This window comes from Flammeovirga pacifica (genome assembly GCF_000807855.2).
Lineage (GTDB): Bacteria > Bacteroidota > Bacteroidia > Cytophagales > Flammeovirgaceae > Flammeovirga > Flammeovirga pacifica.
Genome location: NZ_JRYR02000001.1, coordinates 2,346,654 through 2,367,112, shown reverse-complemented (window position 1 = coordinate 2,367,112; position 20,459 = coordinate 2,346,654). Strand labels below are relative to the sequence as shown.

Below are 20,459 nucleotides of genomic sequence, written 5' to 3'. Positions count from 1 at the left end.
ATTAGTTGATTCGTCGCCTTACGAACCAGCGATCATTGATTGTAACACCTATATTTAACCTGTAATGACGATCTTCAAAAGTAGTGGCATTCTGAATGTCTGACCTCATCCAACCATACTCTCCTGATACTGCCAATGAAGAAAATCCCATAGGAAATTCAATACCGGCTGTCACGACATATTCTTTAATTTTTTGATCATATATTTGGTAAGGGGTTTCACCGTATCTAAAACCACCTCTCCAAGTAAGACGTTTCCAGTAGCTTGAAGCAGAAAAATAATCTGGAGTATATTCTATACCTACTCCTAACCTGAAAGCATCATAAAGTCCTTTTGAGCCATTGTAGTCTTCAAATTCTGACCAACTTTGCTTTGTATAATCTACAGCAATAGCCATTTTTCCTACAATTTCGTAACTAAATCCTAAAGCTAATTCTGTAGGGAATGTTGCGTACTGAGAATCATCAACAATAATAGTATCACGATTTAAGATTAAATCTGATGTTGATCTTGTTTGGATATCTTCTAGACGTTTTACCCCCACTTGTTGTTGAAAGGTGTACGTACCACCAAAGTTGATACGGCTCCCTTTATCTTTAGGACCAAAATGTTTTGATATATATATACCAGGCTTATACATTAATCCTCTGTAATTTAATCTAACACCTCTAGCAGAGATGAAATCAGAAGAGTTATTTAAAAGCTCTGTTTTAGTGACCTTTTCAATTACGCCAACATTATATGCTAACTCTAAACCTAGTGATAACCACTTTGTCATTTGAAAAGCATTGCTAAAGTAAACTTGGTTAATACCACCTTTACCTTCATTATTTATTCCATAGAATCCAGATGGTATATTCCCTCCATTAGAAGGAGCGTATAATGTATCTGTTTGATAGAATTTATAACTAACAACACTGTAAGGTTTAAACCCAAGACCCATAGACCATTTACGACTTACGGGGAAAGCGAAAGTCATGTAGCTTAATCCTCCACCATAATCTTGTTGGCTTTGACTTTCAGAATAGAGGTCTCTTTGCTCTGCATACATTCCTGCCTCAAATAATGTAAGATTATTATAAGTTAAAGTAGCAGGGTTTAATAAGTTGGAATGACCATAACTTGCTAAACCAACACCTGTATAACCCATACCTTGATTTCTTGCCGAAGCAGATTGTACGGGGTTTCCGACTCCTATTGCGGTAAAAGGAGCGTTGCCTTGTTGAGCATATACTGAAGATCCAAAAGTGATCAACACAAGGCAGCTTAAAATGATATTATTAATTTGTTTGTACATGTAATCTCAGAATACTATCGATTCCTTTGAGAACCAGATTTCGGTCAGCAAAGATGCTTGAATTTAATTTAGATTCAAAAGTATTTGCCATCCCACCGCAGAACAATGTGACAATTCCATCAAATTTTCTTTGATATTGTTGAATTGTACCTTCAATTTCAGCTAAAAGTCCATTTACAGCCCCGGACATCATACAAGAATAAGTGGAGTTACCTACCAAATCTTGTTCAAAATCCACTTCCTCAATTAAAGGAAGATTAGCTGTAAAAGTATTCATCGCTTTTAACCTAAGATGAATTCCTGGGGAGATACCTCCGCCAAGGTATACATTATCTTTTGTTATTAAGTCATAGGTAACACAAGTTCCTATATCAATGACCAAACATGTTTTCTTAGGAAAAATTTCTCTAGCAGCGGCAACCGCAGCAATTCTATCTACTCCTAAAGTATTAGGAGTACCATATTGAATATCAAATGGGAAAATAGTAGAGGAATTAATTTCCAAAACTTTAAATTGTTCTTTAAGGTGGTTAAGTAAAGTAGCATCTAAATGCCCGACATTTGCTAACCCAATCCATTCACAAGAGTAATCGATTAATGCTTGAATAAGTTTAACGCTATCTTCAAAGACACTTACCTTTTCTAATTCGTTGTCTTTGAAAAAGCCCACTTTCATTAAGCTATTCCCTATGTCAATAGAAACCCTTTTGAACATTATTATTATTTATATCTATCTAACTGATAATAAGTTAGATGTGTAGTTTGTTTGCATATATACTTAGCCTATGAAATTATTCAAAATAATTTCACTTTAATTAACCTTAACTACCTTTTTTTACATCTTTAAACTCTAAGTAAACTATTTCATCTTCCTCGTTTATTTCGTCTAAAGAATCGGTGATAGGGGTCACTCTTCGATTAGAATGAATTATAAATATTGGCAAATCAAACGTCGATAACAATTGAAAGGATTCCTCTTTGTCATAATACTGACTTGATTTAACAATCTTTATAATATGTTTACGCCTTATAAGATTCGTGAGTCCAATGAAATCATATTTCCCTTGAAATAATAGGTGTTGTGGCTTTTGTAAAGCGTTGGTTTCAACTTCTAATTTAGAAGCTAATCGGAAGACTTTATTCATTCCTAACTCAGAAGAAACGGTCCTATTACCTAGAATATTGATTTCATTGTTGGATGTTGTAGAAAAAAGTTGTCCATACTTAGAGAAATCAACTTCTTCTAATGCACCCTCAGAAAGAATACTTCCTTCATAAGTGGTGATACCATGTCTTTTGGCTTCTTTTATATTTTGTTCAGAAGTATCAGACATTAGCACAGGAATCTTATAGCGATGAAGAATTTTTGCGATGAATAAACCGACTTCACTTGCACCTAAGAACAAAATTCCATTTGGTTCTTTTCTCAATACATTCAATGCTTTTGCTAATGGTTTAGCAGTTAAACCTTGAATAACAACTGTTCCGATAATGATCATGAAAGTAAGTGGAAGCAACATCTTCGCTTCCTCAACTTGAATATCAGTAATTGGGGCACTTCCAGAAGTAAGTTTTAAAGTAAACAATGAAGCAACACCTGCAGCAACAATTCCTCTTGGAGAAATGTAAGAAATAAAGAACCTCTCTTTCCATGATAAATTGGTACCTATTGTACTAAATAAGACCACTAATGGACGAATGATATAAATGATTACAATGAATAATAAAATACTTTTTCCATTAGCAAGAGCCATCAAATCATTGATATCCATTCTAGAAGAAAGCATGACAAACAGGAATGATATTAGAATTAAGGTAACATCCTCTTTGAAGTGCATGAGAGATTTTAAATTCGCTATTTTGGAATTACCAATGATCATCCCATAAATAGTGACTGCTAACAATCCCGATTCCTCATGTAAGACATCTGAAAATCCGAATGTGCCAATAACAGCTCCTAATATCACCGTATTTTTAAGGTGATCGGGAAGTAAAGCTTTATTTTTTAGCATTCTAACAGTAATGAATGCAGCGATACCTCCAGTGAATAATCCTGATAAGGTTAAAAACAAGAATCCTTTTAAAGCAAACAGAGTGAAAAGCTCATTGCTATGTCCTGATAAAATGAAATCAAAAATTAGAATTGCTACTAAAGCTCCAATTGGGTCTATTAATATTCCTTCCCATTTAAGGATGGTATTAATTTTTCGGTTGGGTTTAATATTTCTAAGTAAGGGACCAACCACTGTAGGGCCAGAGACAATTATTAAGGCTCCGAATAGTAATGCTATTCTATAGCTGAAACCCATGATGTAATGAGTAGCTATAGCACCACCAATTAAAGTGATGATAGTACCGAATATTAATAATCGCCAGATAACATTACCAATATTTTTAGTTTCTTTTAATTTTAAGGTAAGTCCACCTTCAAAAAGAATTAAGCCTACAGAAAGGTTCACTACATCAAATAACAGTTCACCATGAAAAATTTTATCCCCATCTATGAATTTTTCACCATCAAGAGTAAAAAATGTAGAAAAAGGACCTACGATTAATCCTACAAGGATTAAGGGAAGAATTGCGGGCACTTTGATTTTCCAACCAAGCCATTGTGCAAAAAATCCAAGCCCAATTAATGAGGCAAGTTCTATCATTTTAATTGTTTGAAGTAATTAACTAAAAAAGTAGGGTGTCTACTGATTATTCAACAAATATATAAATCTCAGTGTTTCTTCCCTTATCATCAGTACATGATATTTTGTTCTGACCATAACTAAAGTTATGAAATAATGTTTGACCTCTTTCAATTTTTTGTACAAATTGATCATTCACATACCAATAAATATAAGATACATCAGGTCCAATGTGAGCTTTTAACTCCAATTGAGTAGTATGATCTAGGATATAATATTTCCTACCATCAATAGGGGATACAATTTTTGGTGCTTTTCCAGAAAGTAATGTTTTACATTTTGGGTTATGTTCTGGAGGTGAATTAAACGGTATATTATTATCTAAATTAAAAGAAACTAATTCGACCGGGGGATTTCCATATTGTTTCTTGATATAACCCCCTTGTTTAGGTAAACAATCATGACAATAATACATTGTTGCCTCCAAGTTGACAAAATAGGTTTTTAAATGAGTACATTTTTCTGAATGAGAAACGAGAGGTATATACCAATCTTCTATTGTATGATCACAAAAGTAATTGGGAACTTTACCTGACGTAGCACAGACACTCCTTTCGAATAAGTTATCAGGAACATTAAATTCCCATTTGTTTATATTATTTCCTTGATAAAGGGACTGAAATAATGAGAACAATAATGGTGTAGCTGTTTCTGCTCCCGTAAGACCTGCCACGCCAATATTATTAAAATTACCACACCAAACCCCAACAGTATAATCTTCATTATATCCTACACTCCAAGCATCTCTTCTACCATAAGAGGTACCTGTTTTCCATGCAATTGGTGGAGCATGGTAACTATTTTGATAGTTATTAGGAAAGTCAGGTCGTTTTAATTGTCTAAGAATCTCATAAATCATATAGGTACTTTCATTAGATAAGACGGTAGTACCTAATGTATCGATTCCTTCTTTTATATACTGATTTGGTATATATTTTCCTTCGTGAGCTAATGTAGTGTAGAGTCGAGTAAGTTCATCTAATGAAACCCCACATCCACCTAAAGCCAATGATAATCCTAATCGTTTTTTTTGTTGCCCAATACTCTTAAAATCCATTTTCTCTAATTGATCAATAAGTAAAGGGGTACCCAACTGTTCTAAAATAGCCACAGCGGGAATATTCAAAGATTGTTTGAGCGCATCTGTTGTTGTAATTTCTCCATTAAACTGTTCATCATAATTTAAAGGACTATAAGTGCCAAAATCTTTAGGTACATCTAAAATTTTTAGTTGTGGAGTGAGAAATCCATTTTCGAAACCTAAAGCATAAATAAGTGGTTTTAAAGTTGAACCTGGAGACCTTAATGCTTGAATACCATCAATTTGACCTGCATTTTGATTATCATCGAAATCTTGTGATCCGATATAAGCAATGACTTCATTATTTTTATTATTAATGATAATTGCAGCCGCATTATGTATACCAATACTTGCCTGTCTTTTTGAGTATTTATTAACAAGATCACTTGATTTTAATTGAATAGCTATATCAATATTGGTGTGAATCACTTTTTCTAGTGGATATTTATTAATAAGTAACCGATTAAGGTGAGGAGTGACCCTAGGCATATTCACTCTTTTTAGATTGATTGGTTCAGAAATAGCAGAAATCTTTTCCTCTTCTGTGATAATTCCTTCATCAAAATACCTTTGAATCCATTTGTCTCTCTCTTTTTTTAAAACTGTATTATGGTGTTTAATATTTAATGATGTAGGGCGGTTAGGAATAATAGATAAAAGACAACTCTCTGCAGTACTTAACGCATCTGGATTTTTTTGAAGATATAGTACAGAAGCGGCTTTAATACCTTCGATATTTCCTCCATACGGTATACTATTGATATAAATTTCAAGTATTTCATCTTTACTATAGGTACATTCCAATTGGTAGGCTCTAAAAGCTTCCTTTAATTTATTAAAATAAGTTCTCTCCTTAGGTTCTAAAAGTCTTACCACCTGCATTGTGATTGTAGATGCTCCAGATACTCTTTTTTGAGAAGTTAGATTATAAAAAAATGCTCTCCCAATTGCGATAGGATTAATTCCAAAGTGATAATAAAACCAACGATCTTCTTTTTGGATAATGGCTTGTTGAAAGAATGGATCGACTTCATCAATGCTAGTATAGAGACACCATTTGTCTTCTTGATTTAATGTACCTCCAATAACTTCATTTTTATTTGATAGTAATACAGTACCGTATTTTACTTTTAATGGATATGGGAATAAAAAATGTATTATTCCCCAAAAGAGTAATTGTACTAAACAAAGAAAGGTTAAACTTATAGTTAGTTTCCTTATTAAGTTGTTGATTTCCTTTGGTTTAAATTTAGAATAATCGTTGTAATCTCTTAATTTGTTAGGAGTCATAAATTTATACTTGGAATACTGTATCAGAGTATTTTAATAGAGATATGAAATTGTAAAATTATACCAGCTTATAGCTATTGTAAAAGTAATCAATTTCAATCAACCCCAAAGCTACTTAAAGAGTATCTCATCAACTATCAAAACCTATGAAAAAAATTATCAATAGAAAAACGCTGTCGATCTTAATTTTATTAATCAGTAGTACATTATCATTTGCTCAAACATTCGAGGAACATACATTAAAATTTCCAATGCTTCATGAGTATGATGGAGCTTATCAAATCAATGAAATGGGCGATAAAGGATTATTGGTTTTGAGAAACCGATATTCAGGAGAAAAAAATAACGTGATTTCCGAAATTCAAATGACTTATGTGAAATCCTCTTTTCAAAAAAAATGGACCAAAACCATAAAATTAAGTAATTACGGAGACTTTAGATTAAATACGTATGATGATTCATATGCGTATTATCTTATGCAATCTGGAAATTACAACTATCAAGTTTTAAGAATTCGTTTAGAAGATGGAGCTCACAAAGTTTTTTATTATAAAAATGTCGAAAAAATGACTGTCGACTATTTTGAAGCTAACGATGAAGTGTGCTTTTTGGGTGGACATGCGGAAAACAGACCAATTATTACTCGATGGGATTTAGCATCCGATAATAGAAAAGTTTTACCATCTGTACATCAAATAAAAGGTGGATTATATTGTATGGAATTTGACCCAAGTAATGATAAATTAACAGCAGTAGTAAAGGCTCAAATGTCTAGTATTCATAGAGGTTATTATATTCTAGATTACAGTATAGAAGGTCATGTTGAAACACAATATTTTGAAGAGATACAAAGAGATTACAATTACCAAACTTTTAGACCTTATCATAATTCAAGAGGTGATTTAGTAATGTTGGGTACTTATGGGTTAGGTAATATTACTGATGAAACTCAAGGTATATACTCTATGATTATCTCAAAGAATGGTTATAGAATTAAACCTAAATTTTATGATTTTTCATTCTTTAAAAACTATTACAGTCACCTTGATGAAAAACAAAAAGAAAAGAGTCAAGAAAAGTTTACTAAGAGAAAAAGAAAAGATAAATCTACTCCTCTACGTCTTGAAATTATGGCGAATAGGCTTCAATTCATGAATAATCAAGTGGTATTTGTAGTTAATGATGTCACTTTTGTTTATCCGTTTAATGATCAAGCTAAATATCATGGGGATGGTTTTCATACAAAAGCTGAAGTTCCCACTTATACTAGCTTTGTTCAAGATGAAGAAAACATGATCAGTAGAAAAGGAGAGTATATTCCTTCTACATTCATTGATGAAAAAATGAAAGATCATTTACCATTTCCTATAGAATGTAATTATAATAGATCGTTTGCTTGTGGATTTGATTTTGAAACGGGAGAAATGAATTGGGACAATACTTACATCACTAGAAACCTAAAAACCGATATGCCTATCGAAACAGTAGCGGCATATGCAGATGAAAGAAAGGTAGCTTTTTTACACGTAAATAGAGATAGTTTCTTTTATAACATATCTGATAGATTAAAGTATCTAGATAACTTAAATGTGGTATCATTAAAAGATTACTCTCCATCAAAACAAGTGAAAAAGTTTAGAAATGGAGGGGTGCAACACTGGTACAATAATCATTTTATTTTTACAGGAACTAAATCAGTGAAAGAATTAATGAAACAAGGCAAAAAAGAAAATTACTTCTTTTTAACCTGTTTATCTTATAGTAATCGTTCACTATCGGAATAAAATTTTAGCATCTACTACTTTTTTTTACGATTCTCTTGGTAATATGCAACTAATTTTTGCTTATTGCGATTATAAGCGTAAAATATACACATATAAACACACTTACTATTAACACATGGGATATATTGAACCAGCTCCAATAACGGATAAAGAAAATCCGTTTGAATCTATGATGGAGCGATTTAATATTGCTGCAGAAAAGCTTGGACTTGATTTAGAAACATATGAAGTTTTGAAGAGTCCCGCTAAGCAAGTTATTGTATCACTACCTATCGTAATGGATGATGGGCATAAAAAAGTTTTTGAAGGATATAGAGTTATCCATTCAAATACGTTGGGTCCATCAAAAGGCGGTGTACGTTATGATCTAGATGTTAATCTAGATGAGGTGAAAGCATTGGCCGCTTGGATGACATGGAAATGCGCTGTAGTGGATATACCATACGGAGGTGCAAAAGGCGGTATTAAATGTGATCCCTCTAATATGTCTAAAGGAGAATTAGAGAGGTTAACACGTGCATACACTGTGAAAATGTATGAAATATTCGGGCCTGATATAGATATTCCTGCACCTGATATGGGTACGGGACCTCAAGAAATGGCTTGGATAATGGATGAATATTCTAAAGCACAAGGTAAAACTGTTCAAGCCGTTGTAACAGGTAAACCTTTGGTATTAGGAGGTTCATTAGGAAGGGTAGAAGCCACAGGACGAGGTGTTATGGTCTCGGCTATGGAAGCACTTAGAAAAATGAACATTTCTCCAAATGAGGCAACAGTTGCCATTCAAGGATTTGGAAATGTAGGAAGTAATGCGGCTAAATTACTTGCCCAAAAAGGGTTAAAAGTAATTGCTATCAGCGATCATACAGGAGCATTTCATAACCCTGATGGAATTGATCTTAGAGAAGCAAGTGAGTACCGAACAACTTATAAAACATTAAAAGGTTTTACAGGTGGTAACTTAATATCTAATGATGCTTTGTTAGAACTAGAAGTTGATGTTCTGGTACCTGCAGCTAAAGAGGATGTGATTAATCATAAAAATGCAGATAAAATTAAGGCAAAACTCATTGTAGAAGGTGCGAATGGACCTACAAGTGCTAAAGCTGATAAAATTATCCATGATAAAGGCATTATAGTTGTTCCTGATATCTTAGCGAATGCTGGAGGGGTTACTGTTTCCTATTTTGAATGGGTACAAAACAGATTAGGATATAAATGGACAAGAGATAGAGTGAATAGAAGAAGTGATCGAATTATGAAGGAGGCGTTTGAGAAAGTTTTCAAAATCGCAGAAAAACATAATGTATCACTAAGAATTGCTTCATATATGGTAGCCATCACAAAAGTGGCAGACACTTATAAATTAAGAGGAAGTTTTTAATCATTTATAGAAAGGTAGTCGTAAAGGCTACCTTTTTTTATGCCTATTGATTAATTGAGTTTTTTTGATGACTCTTTCCTCCAGAGAATATCATATTTGCTGTATCGTTAATTACTCGGTTTACCCATTTTACTGTATTATTTAGTTTTGGTCCCATATTAAATCGATAACCACAGTTCAATTCAAAGCTGGTAAAATAGCTTATGGCTAAAAACTCTTGATCTAATGTATGAGGTAAGGCAGAGTAAGTAACTTCAGTATTAGTTTGAACAGTAATGAATAACCTTTCTGTATTATATCCTCCGGAAGCTTTAAAATCCATTGCAGGTAAAAAAGAAAATTGAGAGTCACTTCCACCATCTAAAGTAAATGCCTGATGTTGTCCTCCTACACCTAAGCCCAACAGTCCTCCAATATAAAACCCTTTGTATACGAGTACTCCAGCTACACCACCAATAGCTGTAAGGTCATTCATTCTTAGGTTGGTCATCGTACCATACTTAGAATCAGGATTTCTTGCTAATGGAGGAAGAAAGGGTGTTAAACCAGAATAGTTTTCGGAGCGAAATCGTATTTTGTAATAAGTAGTAAAAGCACTTCTTAATTGTATCTTTTTCTGTTTGAAAACAGCTTTGTAACTAAATTTATTGTTGGTAAATCTCTCTGCTTGTAAATTGATAGATCGTGTAATAATATCGTCTCTAATCAAAGGGCCTGGTTCTGTCTGAAGACTATCATACATTTTTACAGAGCTATCTATGAAGCCTGAGTAACGGTAATATTCTGCATCCAAATACCATTTTTTGATAAATCCATCAGCCCCTAATCTAAAAACACTTGATTTTCCATAAACTCCTTCATCATATTGTGAATAAGGAGTTTGAATAGAGGCTCTAATTCCAAGATTACCAAACGCAAATCCGAGACCTATTAAGTAACTGTTATTAGGTGTATATAAAATATCTTTAGGTCGCTCTCTTCGGACAACCCCATTGTCATCAAACCAAGTTTTGGGAGGGTAATTATTAAATAAAAGATTAAGTTTTGCATTAGAAAAATAAGTACTGATACTTACTTTATCATTGATATGTCTGATATAAGAATGATCAATGTAGGAAGAATCAGCAGTATTCTGACAAATAGCTGTGAAATTTATAGATATAAGAATTAAGGTGATAATTAATCTCAAAATTCGTCGATGATATGAATGAAGTATAACTGATCTTACATGAAGTTACTTCAATAGACCTTTTAATAAAAAAAATAGAATACTTTTTTCTATCTTGCTATTGAATTTTATGACTCAAACAAATTGAATTAATTACTAATCACATCAAATAATGAAACACTTTTTTATTACTCTTTCATTCATCATATTGACTTCATTTTCACTTTCTGCTCAAAATATTCCATCTAGTGCAAATGATATCTCACCATTATTAATAGGTGAGTATGTTCCTGAGGTCACCCTTAGAGATGTTGACAGTAATCCTGTTGATCTAAAAAAACTAATAAAAAAGAAACCAACTGTTCTTATTTTTTACAGAGGTGGATGGTGTCCCTATTGTAATAGACAACTTTCTGGACTGGGTGAAATATCTGATTACTTGGTGAGTATTGGTTATCAAATAATTGCTATATCTCCGGATACACCAGATCATTTAGCACTAACGTATGATAAGCACATGATGAATTACATGTTATTGTCTGATAGCGATATGGAAGCCTCTAAAAAATTTGGTTTAGCCTTTGAACTAGACGATAAGATGTTTAAGAAGTTCTCTAATATGGGAATGGACATCGTAACAACAACCGGAGAGAAGCATAATATGCTACCTGTTCCTGCAGTATTTTTTGTGAAAACTAATGGAGAAATAAGTTTCGAATATGTTAACCCTAACTTTAAAAAACGTATTAGTTCTTCTTTATTGGTTACTGCAGCAGAAACAATGGGTAGTGAATAAATAATATATAAATATGAAATTGTTAGACGAAGAAGAAAAAAAATTAGGAGGAAGAAGTTTTATCTCTGAAGATTTAGGATGCTACCTTATGGGCTTAAAAAGCAGTGAATTAAATGATACAAGGTTATTGTACTTAAAAAGAGCTGGTTTTAATTTCGCTAAATTAGCAGGTGCTTACCAAAAACAACAAGAGTTGATAGAAAGATATAAAGAACAATTTATCAAAGACGAAAACCCAGAGATTGAAGATCAAGTACCTCCTATGGTCAATGGACTTTTGAATCCTTTGTTGGTTGAAATTTATACTTCAGAAGAAGAAATTGGAAAATACATTTTAGATAAGATCACCTAAATACGGTGATCATGATCAGTTAATAAAAGTTTATAAGTGTGTAAATTACTATTAATAAATAACACACCGATAAATCTTACTGTCATGAAAACCAATATTTTAGATCAATTCATTAGAAAACTGGAGTTGGATTTTGCTGGCTCCAGTATTACTAGCCCAAAGCGTAAAGGTGTAATCATAACTATTTCTCGAGAATACGGATCTGCTGTTAGAAAAGTGGGTCAGATGTTGGTTAATAAGCTTAACAAAGAAGAAATTGGTTTTGATCTCCTACATAAAAAGTGGATACTAATTGATACCTCTATTGTTAGAGACTTATCAAAAGAATTATCTCTTGAATATAAGGACATAGCAAAGTATGTACCTCAAGAAAAAAAAGGATTAGTAGAACAACTCATTCATTCCTTTAGCCCAAGTTATAATAAATTAGATGGACACCTAGATCACGCACTTGAAGCGGTATTAAATGCTTATTTCGAGAGAGGAAATGTAGTGATCTTAGGAAGAGGAGCAGGATTTTATGCTCAAGAATTGTCCAACGCTTTGCGTATAAAAATCAATAGTACATTTCAATTTAGAATAGCTCAGATTATGGATAATCATGGTCTAAGTTATCAAGATGCTAAACTGAAAATGCTTAAAAATGCCAAATTAAGAAATGACTTTCTCGACCATGTACATAAAGGTAAATCTGAGTCTTATACAACAGTAATAGACCGTTCTAGATTAGATGATAGAACATTAGCAGATTACTTAATGTCTTTTGCTAGTGCTAAAGTGAAAGACATAAAACGTGAACAAGAGAAAATGAAAATAGCCCATTAAAACTTATAAAAATAGAATATCGAGCAATGCACAACTTAGCTATATTAATGTAGTATGGATTGAAAGATTCATACCAATATGATCAATAGAATAGACCGCAAGGACAACATGACTAATTAACATTCTTCTTGCAGACTTTTGAATTGGGAAAAATAAAGCCTGTAAAAAAATAAGGCAACATAGATTAAATATCTGTGTTGCCTTTCATTTTTTTGATTAATTATCAAAAGTGAATTCTTTTAAAGTTGTTTCTCTTCATATTTTGAAGGACACTTCATAAGAATCTCTGAAGCAATAAATTCTTCACTATTTTTTGTACGTCCAATGACAACAACCTTTTCAGATTTCTCAAAATCTTTCATTGATGCAGGAGGTGAGTAACATACTACTCTACGCATTTCATTTTTTTCATCGACCAAGTTAAATGCAAGGTAATTGGCATCTTTCATAGGGTCGTATTGAATACCTATAACATTACCTGATTTATCTTTTTGAAGTTCTCCGATAACGTGAACTTTACTGTCATTGCCATCATCAGCTAATTCTTGTGCTGCTGTAAAATCGACGTATTGACTTGCATCTCCAGCAGTCACTACTAAAATACTAATCATTATGGCAATAATGATCAGTCCGAATATATGTGACCTTTTCATAGTGTTTTATTTATCGTTAATCATTTTTTCTAATTGGGTGATCTTACGGTCAGTTAAGAATAAGTAAACCATAAATCCTACCCAAATAGCAGCTACTACAGCTACTACAACATAGATTTTTCCATTCGCATGTAGGGCATCTGCCATCTCTACTCCAAAATTAGAATAATCTTTTTCCGTAATCTGAATTTTCTCTTGAGCACTTACAAATGTCAAAGAAAAAATACTTAGTAATATAGTGTTGATGAACTTTTTCATTGTTCTTTTATTAATCGATATCTAAAATTTTATCCTCTGCTTTCTTCATTCTTACTCTTAATTGAGTAAACCAAACACCTAAGAGTGTCCATCCGATAATAGCAGGGTAGAATACAAGTCTTAAATTACTATCTGATTTATATTGATCGAAACCAGGGTTGCCTCCATTTCCGGGATGCAAAGAACTTGTTAACCTAGGTAATACAAAGATAAGAGGTATGAATACAGCAAAAGCAAAAATGTTATAAATAGCACTAATTTTCGCTTTTTGATCATCATCTTTAAATGAGCCTCTAAGAATTAGGTAGGCAAAGTAAAAAAGTAAACCTACAGCGGCAGCATTTTGTTTAGGATCATTACTCCAAGGTTCTCCCCATGTAAATGTAGCCCATATCATTCCAGTAACGATACCAAGAATACCAAATAGAATACCTGTATTGGTTAATTCAGAAGCCCATAAGTCATCATGAAGGTTGTTTGATCTTAGATATTTAATAGAATAGATCATTGAACCTAATAGGACTAACATCATCCCAAACCACATTGGAACATGGTAGTATAGGTTTCTGATCGTTTCATTTAAAATGTCTAAACGAGGAACACTAAGTAAAAGTCCCCCTACAAGCGTGTAAAAAAGTAAAATCACAGCCGTGATTTTCCACCAAGCGCCTTTCATTATTTTGTTTATTATTGTTTAACTTCTCCACAAATAAGGAAAAAGTAGAAAAGATACTGTTACTATTATTATATCGATGGCAAATATAACAAGTATTTCGTCCATACTCTGACTTCTTGCTATTCCATCTATAGCATTTTTAGATAATTTAATGAGCATTAGGATCATTGGCAAAATTGCAGGTAGTCCTAATACCGCCATCAACGTACTGTTTCCTTGTGCTTTAGAAGAAATTCCAGCTACCATTGTTAATGAAGAAGAGAATCCAAATCCTCCCAAAGCTACTACAAAACAAAAGAGAGGCATATCTTGAATAGGATTGCCGAGTACCACAGAATAAACACCTAATCCAATAAAAGAAATGCTCATCATTAAAATAGCATTATAAATTATTTTAGAGATGATGATAGCTTGTGGACTAAGCATTTGGTAATAATAAAAATGTCGTCCTTTTGCTTCTTTTGTAAAACTATTGCTAGCGCCATTTAAGGCAGCAAATAATTGAATAATCCAAAATAAAGTATTCCATGTTATAGGAGATAATTGAACGCTTTTTTGATTGAAACTTAAGTAACAAACAAAAACAGTACTTACGGTAAATAAAAGTAGGCCATTTAAATTCGTCTTTTCTCTCCACTCAAGTGTCGAGTCTTTTTTAAGGAGTATACCTATTTCGGAAAATATAGAATTCATATCTGATTATTATGTGTGCAAATTACCAAAAAAACAGTAATAGATCCAATTCTAAGGAAATATGATTTTTTTTGGCATTTTATATGTAGCACTCATACTTAGTATATATATTTAACGTTCGAAAATTACTTTACCTATTGTATAGTAAGGTGAGTGTGAACTCAAGAAAATTAGTTTTCTTCTATAAAAATCTATATTAAAAGAGAGTGAATTAGAAGAAGCAATCAAATTTATGAAACAAACTTTAGTTTATATTGGTATTGTTTTTTGCTTTGTTTTGCAAGCCTGTGTGCCTAAAGTGTGCCCAGCTTACATCACTGTGTTTTATCAAAAAGATGATCCAAATAGTTTGTATTATGTAAAAAAGGCACCTAATCCCGATGAAGATTACTTTTTACCATTAGGGGATGACTCTACCATGGAAGTGAAAGGATCTGTATCTTATGTAGGCTACTTTATAGATGATTCAACAGCAAAAGAAGAAGAAATTTTTGCATCTAGGGAAAAAGAATGGACTGGCTTATTAGAACCGAGAGGAGGTTTATATGGAAAGTTATTCAATCAAGATAAAAAGCAGAGAAGTTCAAATCACCCTAATTATGTCATAGGTAGTACTTATAATCCTATTCCAGAAGAAGTGGAAGAAGATTCTACTATAGACTTTATTGCTGAAGATAGTATATACTTGGTGAACTCAAGTGATTCATTAGAAAATGTGCTTTTTGGAGGTGGACCGGGATATGATGATAGTATGGTAGCTAAAGAGTTGCCAGAACAAAATAGCGAAGACGTTGATCTTGTAGAGAACGATTCATTACCACCCATCATGTATGATGGGTATGTCTATTTAAAAAGATATGGAGATTTAGTAGCTAGAGAAGATTCTATGCGTATGGGATATTTTTTAGTTCCGGATTCTATGTACTTAGTTCAAAGAAAATGGTATGAGATCTGGAAGCCTAAACATTATATGATTCCTAAAAGAGAATTAGATAGTCTTCACAATCAAAAAATGGCAAAGTATGAAGCTGATTCTTTATCTCAACTTCCTCAATATGATTCTTTAGGAAATCTTATCGAAAAGAAAAATGGGGTCTTTGGAAAGAAACAAAGAGAGGACAGTAAAGAGATAGATCCGTTTGAAGAAAACGCCAAAGAAAAGAAGAAAAAGAAAGGTACTGAAACTAAAGAAGAAGAATTAGATTGGTAGTTTTTCATTCTTAAAAACAATAAATTAAAAAGCACATGGAGTTAATCCTTGTGCTTTTTTGATTTTATACCTCCTATGTAAGATGTATTATTTATGTTGTGCATAAGCACTGATAAACCCTAGACGTACAATACATGTATTGAAATACCTCATACATAGTACAGAGAGGTAGAATGATTTACCTCAATGCTTTTATAAATAAAAAAGGCTTACTTAGGGAGAGTCCTCAAGTAAGCCTTAGTGATATATTATATGTAGTAATTATACCGTCAACTCTTCTTTCTTAGAAGTATCAGTTGTCTTTTTAGTACTACTTTTTTTATGTTCTTTAAAACGTCTTGTTGCAGCTATTCCTGTACCAATACCTAACAAGATAGTACCAATCCATAAAATGCTGATAAATGGTTTTTCAACAGCTTTCATGATTACCCAATCTTTTTGGGCAGTTTCTGCACTAAAAATAAAGGCATTTTCTTTAGGCAAGATTTCTTGTAATGTTAATCTTAACCCTAATTCTCTATTGATAGATGGAAGTAGACCTGCTTCCCAGTCATTAACTAAACCATCAATACCCATTCTTTTTACTTGAGTTAGAATATATGAAGGTTTAAGGTCAATACTATTATTTGCTCCGAGCAGTACTCTTAAATTAGCTTGAAGTGCTACATCACCCTCTTTAATAACATACCCAGGTGCTTTTTCAAGAGGTTTTACTCCATCAAAAACAACAACATAGTCATTTAAAAAGACAGTATCACCTAATGACATTTTAAGAGGATCTTGCTTACTCCATTCTATCTCATCATCACTTACAGCAAGGTTAGTGATATGAGTGTACATATCTTTATTCCAAAACGACTTAATATCCGGAGAAGGTATAGGTCCCATTGCTTCATTATCTTGAACTCTAGGGAAGAGAGAGAATGATTTTCCTTGATCACTAACATATTCTATTTCATAATAGACATTTTCGTTATAAATCTGAATTTCATCACCTACTTCTGCTAAGGTTTTTCCGTCTTTTACAATATCCTCAACCACAACAGCTCGATAAGGATCATTGGCTAATTGTTTAACTGATTCTTTATTAAAGTAACCTGGAATTTCTTTTGAAGTATATCTTGGTCCTTTATAAGTTAAATGATATTGCCCCATTCTTTTTGGGTGACCTCTAAAGAGAAGTACATTCTCCTTATTCATTTCTTCAGGAAACTCACTATTGTATATTTTCCCGCTAATATTTAACGAAATTATCTCTTCAAAACCTGAAGAACTAAGAATTCCAATTAGCATTAGAGCTATACCAATATGAGTAACAGCACCACCAGAAATCGATATTTTTAATTTAGTAAATTGAATAATTACGATTAGGTTAGCTACTAAACTAAATATAGATGCTGTAAGTAAGATAATGTAGGTCGGTTGATGTACATTACCCATTAATATCAAGGTAGCAGTAATTACTAAAGTGATAATATATGGAGTTGTAAGAATGGTAAATACATTCTTTTTATCTATCCTTTTCCAGAAAAAGAATTGTGCAGTTCCTGAGACTAAAGCTAAACCAACAGCAAACCATAACTGGAATTTTGTATAAAACTCCACTGCATCTGCAGGAGGGGCTAGATTAGAGGCAATACCAATATTGGATAGTAGTGCATTAAAAGCAGGGTAGGATGTTGGTACAATTACTTGGAAACTCATCAAAGCTAGAATTGTAGCACCAATAAATATCCAAAATTCTGAACTATAAGCAGAAGCCTCTTTTTTATCAGAAGGCATATCTTTCATTCTATAGACAAATAACACAAATGCGATTGCAGAGAAGAATACCAGGTATAATAATAATTGTCCTGATAAACCTAAATCGGTAAATGAGTGTACCGATGCCTCTCCAAGAACTCCAGATCTTGTTAAGAATGTAGAGTATAATATCAATATAAAAGCACCAAGAATTAAGCCCATTGCACTTTTTAATGCCGCAAAGCTTTTATGTTGAATTACCATAAGGTGAAGTCCCGATACAAGAATTAACCAAGGTACATAAACAGCATTTTCTACTGGATCCCAATTCCAATAACCACCAAAGTTTAAGGTTTCATAGGCCCAATAGGCACCCATCATAATACCTATCCCTAGAACAGAAATTGCCGTAATAACCCATCCCATACTTGCTTTTATCCATCCTTGATAATCTCTTTGGATTAAAGCAGCAATAACAAAAGCAAAAGGAACCAACGTTAGAGCAAATCCCATAAACAAAGTAGGAGGGTGTATAACCATCCAAATATTTTGAAGTAGAGGATTAAGACCTGTTCCGTCTTCAGGAATAAAATTAGGGTTTGAAGAAAATACCGGAGCTTCTATTGCATCTCTAAGTAGAATAAATGGAGATGAGCCAATTTTTGAACCAAATATTGTAATTCCTAATACCATAGATACAAGAAAGGCTTGTACAGCAGCAATGATAAACATTACATTAAATTCCCATTCTCCAGACTTTTTGATAAGGAATAATGCTATGAGCACATGCCAAAAAGTCCAAACAAGAAAACTACCTTCTTGACCTTCCCAAAAACTGGAAACAATATAATAGGCAGGTAAATTATTAGAAGAGTGACTCCAAACATAATGGTATTCATAATAATGATTGAATATCATAAAGAAGAGAGTACACACTGTTGTAAATATGGAGATGCCGTGAATATAAAAAGTAGCTCTTGCTAATTTTTTCCAACGTAGTTTTTCCTCTATATCTGTTTCTGTAGCGGTAAATCGGTAGGCGATAGCAGATAAAATAGCACTAACAAATGCTATTATAATCATGAGATGCCCCAACTCACCAACGAAAGAGTGAATCATCGAATTGTTGTTTGATCTTTAATGGATGAATTATTTAAAATTACTAATGTATTATCGTTTCCTAAATACTATAGATATATCCTCTATCCATTAATAATTTAAAAAATGTGATTTTGTTCAAAGAACTACAAAGGTAAAAAATGTTTATAGCTTTTTTAGTACAAAATAGGTTAGATAATTACTTCTTTAACTTTATATAATGAGATTATAATAAAAAGACTTATTTAAGAGGTGTTTTTTGAAGTAACTTAATCTAGTTCATTTTCAAAAGGTAAGAAGACTGAATGTCCTTCAACTACTTGAGGGTTAAATTCTTGTATGAGTTTGATGCCTTCTTTTTCATTGTCATAGTATAATTGAGCAATTTTATTGAGTGTCTCTCCTTTTTGAACCAAGTGAGTTCCTTTGACAGGGACGATGTACCAATTCTCATCCATGACAATTTTTGCTTCGATAGCTAAAGGATTGTAGATATTAAATTTTTCTGCAATTTCAATTCTAGAAAATCGTTTTCTAGCATCCCTAAACAAGGCATACATTCTATACCTTTCATTATCAAAAACATCAAAATCTCTTTGGGCAATAGATTGTATATGTTGATTTTGATATCTCTGAAAAGCTTCAATAATTTTTTTAGACTTATTGTTTTCCTTTTGTATTTCAGTTATCTCAACTTCCTTTTCTTCTAATTTAGATTCCCAATCCCATTTATTTTGCTGATACATGAAAATGACAAGCAATGTAAAAAGTGCAAATCCTACGAAATTGTAAATCTGATTTTTTTTCTGATTAGGGTTCTGTAATGCCTGATCAGCCTCTTTTTCGAATGGGAATACCTCTTGTAATGCCTTATCTCTATTTCTACTGGGTACATTATCTATCAAAAATTCACAAGGAAGTATACTTACAAAAGATAGATCTTCTTTTGTTTCTTGTATTAATCCTTCTGCAGCTTCTTGAGGTAAAGAAGTAGAGAAAATATCTTTTAGAGATTTTGGAGGAGTTTCGAATAACAATGAAGCATTGCAAATAACAATTTGATCTTCTTCATTTAATAAAAAAGGAGTGGCAATAGTAGGGTTTTTAGTATGAGGGGGTGATAAAAAGCGTCCTTCTCTATAAATAAAAACTCTTATCTGACCATTTCTACTGTGCCATAGTCTACGATCTTTTAAGTAAATTAAAACATAGTCGTTACATGCAAAGTTCTGTATTGTTTTACTAGCTTCATGTAATGCTACTTGAGGTTTGTTACTTTCTTTAAAAGCGGAATTTATGGCTTGTTTTTTTTGGTCGTCGGCGTCATTTAACAGTCCTCCTCCCAAATAAAGACTATCTTTACTAAGTTCATCTAGCCATACATAGGTGGCGTTACTATCTGATGATGAATACCCTAAAGTGTATTTTTGTTTAGTTTTAACGGTCATGTTAAGT

17 protein-coding genes are annotated in these 20,459 nt (G+C 32.6%); 6 read left to right on the top strand and 11 right to left on the bottom strand.

Annotated elements, in window-relative coordinates:
* Position 1: 1 nt before the first annotated feature.
* The 4 genes from NH26_RS09420 to pbpC form a co-directional block, all read right to left on the bottom strand.
* Positions 2-1,297 carry a hypothetical protein gene (locus tag NH26_RS09420; protein ID WP_044221391.1) on the bottom strand — a complete coding sequence of 432 codons (1,296 nt, stop codon included), beginning with the start codon at positions 1,295-1,297 and terminating at the stop codon, positions 2-4.
* Complete coding sequence (locus NH26_RS09415; RefSeq protein WP_044221394.1) at positions 1,281-2,012, bottom strand: type III pantothenate kinase; 732 nt, start codon at positions 2,010-2,012, stop codon at positions 1,281-1,283. Before NH26_RS09415 ends, NH26_RS09420 begins: the two co-directional genes overlap by 17 nt.
* Before the next feature lie 106 nt (positions 2,013-2,118).
* Positions 2,119-3,951 carry a cation:proton antiporter gene (locus NH26_RS09410; RefSeq protein WP_044221397.1) on the bottom strand — a complete coding sequence of 611 codons (1,833 nt, stop codon included), beginning with the start codon at positions 3,949-3,951 and terminating at the stop codon, positions 2,119-2,121.
* Between the two features lie 46 nt (positions 3,952-3,997).
* On the bottom strand, positions 3,998-6,361 hold the full coding sequence (pbpC, locus tag NH26_RS09405) for a penicillin-binding protein 1C (protein WP_052431918.1): 2,364 nt from the start codon (positions 6,359-6,361) through the stop codon (positions 3,998-4,000).
* 146 nt (positions 6,362-6,507) lie between these two features.
* Here pbpC and NH26_RS09400 point away from each other — a divergent pair, with 146 nt between their 5' ends.
* On the top strand, positions 6,508-8,145 hold the full coding sequence (locus NH26_RS09400; protein WP_044221400.1) for a hypothetical protein: 1,638 nt from the start codon (positions 6,508-6,510) through the stop codon (positions 8,143-8,145).
* 115 nt (positions 8,146-8,260) lie between these two features.
* Entirely contained in the window at positions 8,261-9,532 is a 1,272-nt protein-coding gene (locus NH26_RS09395) for a Glu/Leu/Phe/Val family dehydrogenase (RefSeq protein ID WP_044221403.1), read from the top strand.
* Positions 9,533-9,575: 43 nt separating this feature from the next.
* On the opposite strand, the gene NH26_RS09390 is transcribed toward NH26_RS09395, so the two are convergent.
* Positions 9,576-10,721: a DUF4421 family protein gene (locus tag NH26_RS09390; protein WP_044221406.1), complete on the bottom strand. Its 1,146-nt coding sequence runs from the start codon at positions 10,719-10,721 to the stop codon at positions 9,576-9,578.
* 151 nt (positions 10,722-10,872) lie between these two features.
* Between NH26_RS09390 and NH26_RS09385 the strand changes: the two genes are divergently transcribed.
* The 3 genes from NH26_RS09385 (at position 10,873) to NH26_RS09375 (ending at position 12,673) form a co-directional block, all read left to right on the top strand.
* Positions 10,873-11,496, top strand: a complete 624-nt coding sequence (locus tag NH26_RS09385; protein WP_044221410.1) for a peroxiredoxin-like family protein — start codon at positions 10,873-10,875, stop codon at positions 11,494-11,496.
* A gap of 13 nt (positions 11,497-11,509) precedes the next feature.
* Positions 11,510-11,848 carry a hypothetical protein gene (locus NH26_RS09380; RefSeq protein WP_044221413.1) on the top strand — a complete coding sequence of 113 codons (339 nt, stop codon included), beginning with the start codon at positions 11,510-11,512 and terminating at the stop codon, positions 11,846-11,848.
* 84 nt (positions 11,849-11,932) lie between these two features.
* On the top strand, positions 11,933-12,673 hold the full coding sequence (locus NH26_RS09375; protein WP_044221416.1) for a cytidylate kinase-like family protein: 741 nt from the start codon (positions 11,933-11,935) through the stop codon (positions 12,671-12,673).
* Positions 12,674-12,912: 239 nt separating this feature from the next.
* On the opposite strand, the gene NH26_RS09370 is transcribed toward NH26_RS09375, so the two are convergent.
* From NH26_RS09370 to NH26_RS09355, 4 genes are read right to left on the bottom strand one after another with little or no spacing between them, the layout of a single operon-like run.
* On the bottom strand, positions 12,913-13,326 hold the full coding sequence (locus tag NH26_RS09370; protein ID WP_044221419.1) for a cytochrome c maturation protein CcmE domain-containing protein: 414 nt from the start codon (positions 13,324-13,326) through the stop codon (positions 12,913-12,915).
* A gap of 6 nt (positions 13,327-13,332) precedes the next feature.
* Positions 13,333-13,584, bottom strand: a complete 252-nt coding sequence (locus tag NH26_RS09365) for a CcmD family protein (protein ID WP_044221421.1) — start codon at positions 13,582-13,584, stop codon at positions 13,333-13,335.
* Between the two features lie 10 nt (positions 13,585-13,594).
* On the bottom strand, positions 13,595-14,260 hold the full coding sequence (gene ccsA, locus NH26_RS09360) for a cytochrome c biogenesis protein CcsA (protein WP_044221424.1): 666 nt from the start codon (positions 14,258-14,260) through the stop codon (positions 13,595-13,597).
* Between the two features lie 18 nt (positions 14,261-14,278).
* Entirely contained in the window at positions 14,279-14,953 is a 675-nt protein-coding gene (locus NH26_RS09355) for a heme exporter protein CcmB (protein ID WP_044221427.1), read from the bottom strand.
* A gap of 232 nt (positions 14,954-15,185) precedes the next feature.
* Here NH26_RS09355 and NH26_RS09350 point away from each other — a divergent pair, with 232 nt between their 5' ends.
* The gene (locus NH26_RS09350) at positions 15,186-16,163 is read left to right on the top strand and encodes a hypothetical protein (RefSeq protein WP_044221430.1); all 978 of its coding nucleotides are present in this window, start codon (positions 15,186-15,188) and stop codon (positions 16,161-16,163) included.
* A gap of 261 nt (positions 16,164-16,424) precedes the next feature.
* On the opposite strand, the gene ccsA (NH26_RS09345) is transcribed toward NH26_RS09350, so the two are convergent.
* Complete coding sequence (gene ccsA / locus NH26_RS09345) at positions 16,425-19,025, bottom strand: cytochrome c biogenesis protein CcsA (RefSeq protein ID WP_044221435.1); 2,601 nt, start codon at positions 19,023-19,025, stop codon at positions 16,425-16,427.
* Between the two features lie 248 nt (positions 19,026-19,273).
* Positions 19,274-20,452 carry a LysM peptidoglycan-binding domain-containing protein gene (locus NH26_RS09340; RefSeq protein WP_044221438.1) on the bottom strand — a complete coding sequence of 393 codons (1,179 nt, stop codon included), beginning with the start codon at positions 20,450-20,452 and terminating at the stop codon, positions 19,274-19,276.
* Positions 20,453-20,459: the final 7 nt, after the last annotated feature.